The organism is Albidovulum sp., assembly GCF_049646345.1.
Taxonomy (GTDB): Bacteria; Pseudomonadota; Alphaproteobacteria; order Rhodobacterales; family Rhodobacteraceae; genus Albidovulum.
In genome coordinates this window covers 1-6,903 of record NZ_JBARVQ010000015.1, presented here as the reverse complement: position 1 = coordinate 6,903, position 6,903 = coordinate 1, and the positions used below count along the sequence as shown (strand labels likewise).

General features: G+C 63.2%; 8 protein-coding genes. 5 read left to right on the top strand and 3 right to left on the bottom strand.

Translation table 11 applies throughout. The annotated features are described in order from the left end of the window. Nucleotides 1–160: 160 nt before the first annotated feature. The 3 genes from tsf to WBB85_RS00380 all read right to left on the bottom strand — a co-directional run bounded on the left by tsf (nucleotide 161) and on the right by WBB85_RS00380 (nucleotide 2,818). On the bottom strand, nucleotides 161–1,036 hold the full coding sequence (gene tsf / locus WBB85_RS00390) for a translation elongation factor Ts (RefSeq protein WP_432636642.1): 876 nt from the start codon (nucleotides 1,034–1,036) through the stop codon (nucleotides 161–163). A gap of 100 nt (nucleotides 1,037–1,136) precedes the next feature. Beyond that, nucleotides 1,137–1,910, bottom strand: coding sequence for a 30S ribosomal protein S2 (gene rpsB / locus WBB85_RS00385; protein WP_432636641.1), 774 nt, complete (start codon nucleotides 1,908–1,910; stop codon nucleotides 1,137–1,139). Between the two features lie 227 nt (nucleotides 1,911–2,137). Continuing rightward, nucleotides 2,138–2,818, bottom strand: a complete 681-nt coding sequence (locus WBB85_RS00380; protein ID WP_432636640.1) for a DUF2461 domain-containing protein — start codon at nucleotides 2,816–2,818, stop codon at nucleotides 2,138–2,140. 86 nt (nucleotides 2,819–2,904) lie between these two features. On the opposite strand from WBB85_RS00380, the gene WBB85_RS00375 reads away from it, so the two are divergent. The 5 genes from WBB85_RS00375 to WBB85_RS00355 all read left to right on the top strand — a co-directional run. Beyond that, nucleotides 2,905–3,240, top strand: coding sequence for a cupin domain-containing protein (locus tag WBB85_RS00375; protein WP_432636639.1), 336 nt, complete (start codon nucleotides 2,905–2,907; stop codon nucleotides 3,238–3,240). Nucleotides 3,241–3,288: 48 nt separating this feature from the next. Beyond that, a complete protein-coding gene (locus tag WBB85_RS00370; protein ID WP_432636638.1) occupies nucleotides 3,289–4,182 on the top strand; it encodes a PfkB family carbohydrate kinase in 894 nt (297 codons plus the stop codon). Beyond that, nucleotides 4,179–5,096: a pseudouridine-5'-phosphate glycosidase gene (locus tag WBB85_RS00365; RefSeq protein ID WP_432636636.1), complete on the top strand. Its 918-nt coding sequence runs from the start codon at nucleotides 4,179–4,181 to the stop codon at nucleotides 5,094–5,096. The genes WBB85_RS00370 and WBB85_RS00365 overlap by 4 nt, the downstream gene beginning before the upstream one ends. Nucleotides 5,097–5,156: 60 nt before the next feature. Next, a complete protein-coding gene (locus WBB85_RS00360; protein WP_432636635.1) occupies nucleotides 5,157–5,927 on the top strand; it encodes a DUF502 domain-containing protein in 771 nt (256 codons plus the stop codon). 52 nt (nucleotides 5,928–5,979) lie between these two features. Next, nucleotides 5,980–6,903: hypothetical protein (locus tag WBB85_RS00355; RefSeq protein WP_432636634.1), on the top strand; the 924-nt coding region annotated here is incomplete at its 3' end.

Below are 6,903 nucleotides of genomic sequence, written 5' to 3'. Positions count from 1 at the left end.
CGGGCAGGCGCTCGCCCGGCGCGCGTCGCGCTTGTTCCCGGGCTAAAGGCGTTCAGCCACCAAGGTTGGCAAACGGGCGCAAAGCGATCCGCCATACTTCGTTCCAAAAAGTAAAGGCCGGGGACATCCCCGGCCTTTTCAATCTTTGTATTCCTGCGGCTCAGGCGCCGCGGGTCTTGGCGACTTCGGCGGCGAAGTCTTCCTTTTCCTTTTCGATCCCCTCGCCCACGGCGACGCGGGCGAAACCGGTGATCTCGACGCCGGCATCCTTGGCGGCCTGGGCGACGGTCACGTCCGGGTTGATCACGAATTTCTGGCCAAGAAGGGTGACCTCCTCAAAGAACTTCGCCATCCGGCCAACGATCATCTTTTCGATGACCGCGTCCGGCTTGCCACTTTCGCGGGCCTGTTCGGTCAGAACCGTCTTTTCGCGCTCAACCAGCGTCGGATCGAGATCCGCCTCGGAGAGCGAGGCGGGCGAGGTCGCCGCGATATGCATCGCGATCTGCTTGCCGATACCCGCGTCAGCGCCTTTCAGGCCGACGAGAACACCGATCTTGCCCATGCCGTCGGCGGCGGCGTTGTGGACGTAGGAAACGACCACGTCGCCCGTGACCGACACCATGCGGCGCAGCGTCATGTTCTCGCCGATCTTGGCGATAGCGGCAGTCACCTTTTCATCAACGGTCGCGCCGTCAACTTCGGTCACTTTCAGCGCGTCGAGATCGGAGGCGCCGAGCGCCGCATTGGCGATTGTCGAGACCATCGACTGGAACTCTTCGTTCTTGGCAACGAAGTCGGTTTCCGAGTTCACCTCGACCGCAACACCCTTGCCGCCCGCGACGGCGACGCCGACGAGGCCTTCAGCGGCCACACGGCCGGATTTCTTGGCGGCCTTGGCAAGGCCCTTGGTGCGCAGCCAGTCAACGGCGGCTTCCATGTCGCCATTGTTTTCGGTCAGCGCCTTCTTGGCGTCCATCATGCCTGCGCCAGTGCTTTCGCGCAGCTCTTTCACCATTTGTGCGGTGATGGCCATGTCGGCTCTCCTTCGAAGATTTATGAGCGGATCAGGCGGGGACTATCCCCGCCCGATGAAAGTCTTGTGACGGCGGGGGCAAAGCCCCCCTGCCCGGGTCTCAGGCTTCGGCGGCGGCCTCTTCGGCCACGGCTTCCTCTTCCGGGGCCTCATCCATCGCACCGATATCGATGCCGGCAGCCCCCATCTGGGCGGTCATGCCGTCAAGTGCGGCGCGGCTGACGAGGTCGCAGTAAAGCGCGATGGCGCGGGCGGCGTCGTCGTTGCCCGGGATCACATAGTCAACACCGTCAGGCGAACAGTTGGTGTCGACGACCGCGACGACCGGAATACCCAGCTTTCTGGCTTCGGCGATGGCAAGGTCTTCCTTGTTCACGTCGATGACGAACAAAAGATCCGGTACACCGCCCATATCTGCGATCCCGCCGAGCGAAGCCTGAAGCTTCGCCTGTTCGCGCTCCATGCCCAGACGTTCTTTCTTGGTCAGGCCTTCGGCGCCCGAGGCCAGAGCCTCATCGATATTCTTCAGGCGGCTGATCGACTGGGAAACGGTCTTCCAGTTGGTCAGCGTGCCGCCGAGCCAGCGGTGGTTCATGTAGTATTGCGCGCATTTCTCAGCGGCTTCGGCGATCGGCTTGGCGGCCTGACGCTTGGTGCCGACGAAAAGGATGCGGCCGTTCTTGGCCACGGTTTCGCGGATCACGTTCAGGGCAGCGTCCAGCATCGGGACGGTCTGCGTCAGATCGAGAATGTGAATGCCGTTGCGGTCGCCGTAGATGTATTCGCCCATCCGCGGGTTCCAGCGCTGGGTCTGGTGACCGTAGTGAACGCCCGCTTCCAAGAGCTGACGCATAGAGAATTCAGGCAGTGCCATGTCCGTTTTCCTTTCCGGTTTCGACCTCGGCGAAGCAAGAGGTCCCGGATCAAGTCCGTGACAACCGGCGGACCATTCGGGGATGTCTCCCCCGAGGGCCCAAGCCTCGCCTGTGAAGTGGCGCGCGTATAAGCCGGTTTCGAGGGATACGCAAGCCCTGCCCTTCGGCGCAGGTGCCGCGGATGCCTCCGGCTTGGGTATTTTGGCAATGAAGAAGTCTGAGGTCGTCAGATATCGTGGAGCCAGGCCACAAGCGGCATCAGCGTACGGGTGCGGCTCAGCACTTCCTCCACCGCCTGCTCTGTGCTGATCCAGCCCGGCATGAACCGCCCCTCTGTCGTGCGGGCGACGATCCCCTTGTAGCGCAGAAGATAGTCCCAGCCGGGCGCGGGATCGAAACCCTTCGGCAGTTTCTTCAGGTACGGCTCGTCAAGGTGGCAGCCGATGCCGGCCGCCTGTTCCAGAGCCGAAAGCAGTGCCGCGCGATCCGCGGCGTCCTGCAACCTGTCGCGATAGCGCGCGAGGACCGGCGCATCGAACCCCCAGCGCCCGGCACCATAGCCCACGCCATCGGCATCCAAAACGAAATGAACCCCCGCGCCCCGGTTCGGATGCTCCCCCGGCCAGAAGATCAGGTGCAGCATCGGTTCATAGGGCGACTTGTCCGCCGAAAAGCGCACATCCCGGTTGATCCGGCGGAGCGAGCCATTGAGCCGCGCCTCGGCTTTCAGGGCCGGGTTCATCGCCGCCATGCCGGGCCGGAGCGCCTCGATGAAGGCAAGTGCCGGCGCTTTCCAATATGCCTCATAGCGGTCGCGATTGGCCTCGAACCAGTCGCGTTCGTTGTTGGCTTTCAGGTCGGCAAGAAAAGTGAATGTCTCAGGGGGAAATCCGTTGAAGGGGGACAAGCTGGCCTCCTTGGGTTGTGGGAAAGTGTTGCAGACGACAGTATGCACACCTTGCCGCTTTTTCCGACCCTGTAAGGACACGCCCCATGCCGATCGCCGACTTCATGCGCGCCTTTCCGTCCATCGACATTCCCGTCCCCGACGACATCGTCACGACCAACGTGATCCGGTCAGAGGCCGGGCTCGCGGTCTTCTTCACGTTTCATAAGGATTTCGACCTGCCCGCCCATGCGCATAAGGGGCAATGGGGCACGGTGCTGAAGGGCGAGATTGCGCTGACGATCGATGGAACCACCAGCACCTTCCGGACAGGCGAGAGTTATTCCATCCCGTCGGGCGCGGTACATTCGGCGCGGATCGCGGCGGGCACCGTCGTACTTGACGTGTTTGAGGAGCCTGACCGCTATCCGCTGCGCGGCTGACGTCACGCACAGCTTGCGGCAGCCCTGCTTTCGCGGCAAAGGTCGGGAATGACAAAGCGCCCTGATATCCTCTGCATCGGTTCGGTCCTGTGGGACGTCATCGGTCGCACGCCTGCGCATATGGGTGCGGGCGCCGATGTACCCGGGCGCATCACCCGGCTGCCGGGGGGCGTCGCGATGAACATCGCGATGACGCTTGGCCGGTTCGGCATGCGCCCTGCCCTGCTGACCGCCATAGGCCGCGATCCCGAGGGGGATGAACTGGTCGCCGACTGTGCCCGGATGGGGCTGGTGACCGATCACATCTATCGCTCAGACGATCTGCCGACCGACCGCTACATGGCGGTCGAGGGCGGCAACGGTCTGATCGCCGCCATCGCTGATGCGCATTCGCTGGAGGCTGCGGGCGACAAGATCCTGCGGCCTTTGATCGACGGCACGCTTGGCGGACCCGGTGCGCCCTGGGCAGGCCCCATCGCGCTCGATGGCAATCTCACAGCGGGGCTTCTGGCCGATATCGCCCGCTCTGATAGTTTCGCCGCCGCCGACCTGCGCATCGCCCCGGCCTCCCCCGGCAAGGCGGAACGCTTGCTGCCGCTGCTGCCGGTGCGGAATGCCACGCTCTACGTCAATCTCGAAGAGGCGGGGCTGCTTTGCCACCGCCGTTTTGACGCCGCGCCAGATGCGGCAAAGGCGCTGATCGAACGGGGTGCGGCGCGGGTTCTAGTGACCAATGGTGGCCAGACCACCGCCGATGGCAATGCCGAGGGCATCGTGGCCGCCGATCCGCGCCCGGTCCTTGTCACCCGTGTGACCGGTGCAGGCGATACGTTCATGGCGGCCCATATCGTCGCCGAAACCCATGGCGCGGGCCGCGAGGATGCGCTGCGTGATGCGCTTGATGCGGCCGCCCATTTTGTGTCCGGAGATATCGGATCGTGACCGACCTGCCCCTAACCTTCTCACCCGAAGTGATCGAAGCCCGTGCCAATGGCGCGCCGGTTGTCGCACTTGAATCCACCATCATCACCCATGGTATGCCCTTTCCGCAGAATCTGGAAACCGCGCAACGCGTCGAGGCCGAGATCCGCGCCCACGGCGCCGTGCCCGCGACCATCGCGGTGATGGCGGGCAAGCTGCATATCGGCCTGACCCCAGCCGAGCTTGAGGCACTGGCCCGTGCCACGGATGTGATGAAGCTGTCCCGCGCCGATCTGGCGGCCTGTATTGCGCAAGGCCGAACCGGGGCGACCACCGTTGCCGGGACGATGATCGCCGCACATCTCGCGGGCATCCATGTCTTTGCCACGGGCGGCATCGGCGGGGTTCATCGCGGGGCGGAGGCCAGTTTTGACGTCTCGGCCGATCTGCACGAACTGGCCCGCACCCCTGTCAGCGTCGTTGCGGCGGGGGCCAAGGCGATCCTTGATCTGCCCAAGACGCTGGAAGTCCTGGAAACCCTCGGGGTTCCGGTCATCGCCTATGGGCAGGATCACTTCCCCGCCTTCTGGTCGCGGTCCTCAGGCCTTGCCGCACCTTTGCGCATGGACCGGGCCGCTGACATCGCGACTGCCCATCTGATGCGCGCGCGCCTTGGCCTGCACGGCGGACAGCTGATCGCCAATCCGATCCCCGAGACCGCCGAAATCCCCCAGGCAACCATCACACCTGTGATCGAAACCGCACTGGCCGAGGCCGCAGCTCAGGGCATCTCCGCAAAGGCCGTGACGCCCTTCCTGCTCGCGCGGATTTATGAGCTGACCGAAGGCCGCTCGCTAGAGGCCAATATCGCACTGGTCCTCAACAATGCCCGCCTCGGCGCTGCCATTGCCTCCGAAATCGCCGGCTCTGCCTGAGCCCCCATTGTAGGCAGGATACAGAGACCCTACATTCGCGATGGGACGGGGAAACGAGATATGAGCTCGGACAAAAACGGACAGGACCACGGCATGATCCAGCCGCCGCGCAGACGTACTCTGCTCGCGCGGTTCCGGGCGAACTTTCTGACCGGTCTTGTCGTGATCGCGCCTGTCGGGCTCACACTCTGGCTGATCTGGTCGATCACCGGCTGGATTGACGGCTGGGTCCTGCCCTTCGTTCCGGACAAATATCAACCCGGCCAGATCCTGAAGACGCTCTTTGGTCTCGACTACGCGATCAACCTGCGCGGCATCGGGGTGATCCTGGCGCTGATCTTCACCGTCTTCATCGGCTGGATCGCCAAGGGGCTGATGGGCCGGTCGCTCATTTCCTGGGGCGAAAGCCTCGTCGACCGGATGCCGGTCGTGCGCTCGATCTATTCCGGGCTGAAGCAGGTTGCCGAAACCGTCCTCAGCCAGACTGAATCCAAATTCGACAAGGCCTGCCTGATCGAATATCCGCGCAAGGGCATCTGGGCCATCGGCTTCGTCTCCACCGCCGCAAAGGGCGAGGTGCTGGCGAAGCTGCCTGATGACGAGGTGATGACCGTCTTCCTGCCGACGACTCCGAACCCGACATCAGGGTTCCTGCTCTACCTGCCAAAAGACGATGTGAAATTCCTCGACATGTCGGTCGAGGACGCAGCAAAGCTCGTGATCTCGGCCGGGCTCGTCTATCCCAATGGCAAAGACAAGCCGGCAAACCCGACGGAAGAATACCTTCTCCAGCGCGCGCATCAGACAGATAATTCCTCACGATCACCATAGTTTCTCCGGATTCTATGGGCAGTCTTGGTGTGAGGGGTGCCCGGAGCCTGTGATGACCCTGTCCAATGTCCAATCGTCCTGGAGCCTCGGCCTGCTGATCAGTCGTGCCGCTCAGGTAACGGCGGGCAGTCTCATGCTTGCATCCGCCGCACGACATTTCGCTGAGGCCGATATCCCGCTTGGGCTTGAAGCCTGGACATCCCAGAACTGGACGCAAGCGCAGATCGGCATCCTTGCTGCCGGTGGCGCCCTGTGGTTCCTGTTGCCCTCACTCTTTCAAAACCGCCTTGTCAGTTGCCGCAAAGGTCGGCCACGGCTGATGATTGTTCTGATCTTCAGCGGGCTCCTTATCTATCTGATGAGCTTCGGTCTCTGGCTGCTGGGCGCATCGTCTTCGCCATTGCGGGACCGGGTGCCTGCCCCAAGCCTGATCTACGGGTTTTCAGGTTTTGCCGTCATCTACCTTTATGCCTTCATTTTACCGGGCAGGGCCTTTTCTCATGCCAGGCGCTCGGCCCCGGTGCCGCCAACCATACCGAATGAGATACCGGTCAGATCCGACCGCAACCGGTCTCATGGCAGCGTGCTCCGGCTGTTATCACTCTTCCTCCTGCTGACCTATTGGGCTCTGGGCTGGTTTGGCCAATCCCGGGCCGCCTGGCTGCCCGATCCCGCCATCGCCGATTGGGTCACGGCGCATTGGCTGGTGCTGGCCGGTGGCGTGGCCGCGCTGGCCTTTGCGCTTTTCATCGGCTCCGGGCTGGGGCGGACCGCCGCCTGGCGACGTACCAACAGGGGCCGGATCACGCTCGGACTTGCCGCAAGTGCCGTTTCCGTCGTCTTTCTGTCTCCGGCCCTGACACGCGGCCTTCCATGGACTGCGTCTTTCCTGAACTCGGAAGGGCCGGGCGCGATGGATGTCGTGGTGATCGAACGCATCAATAATAGCCGCCGCACAACCTGCGAGCGCGCCACA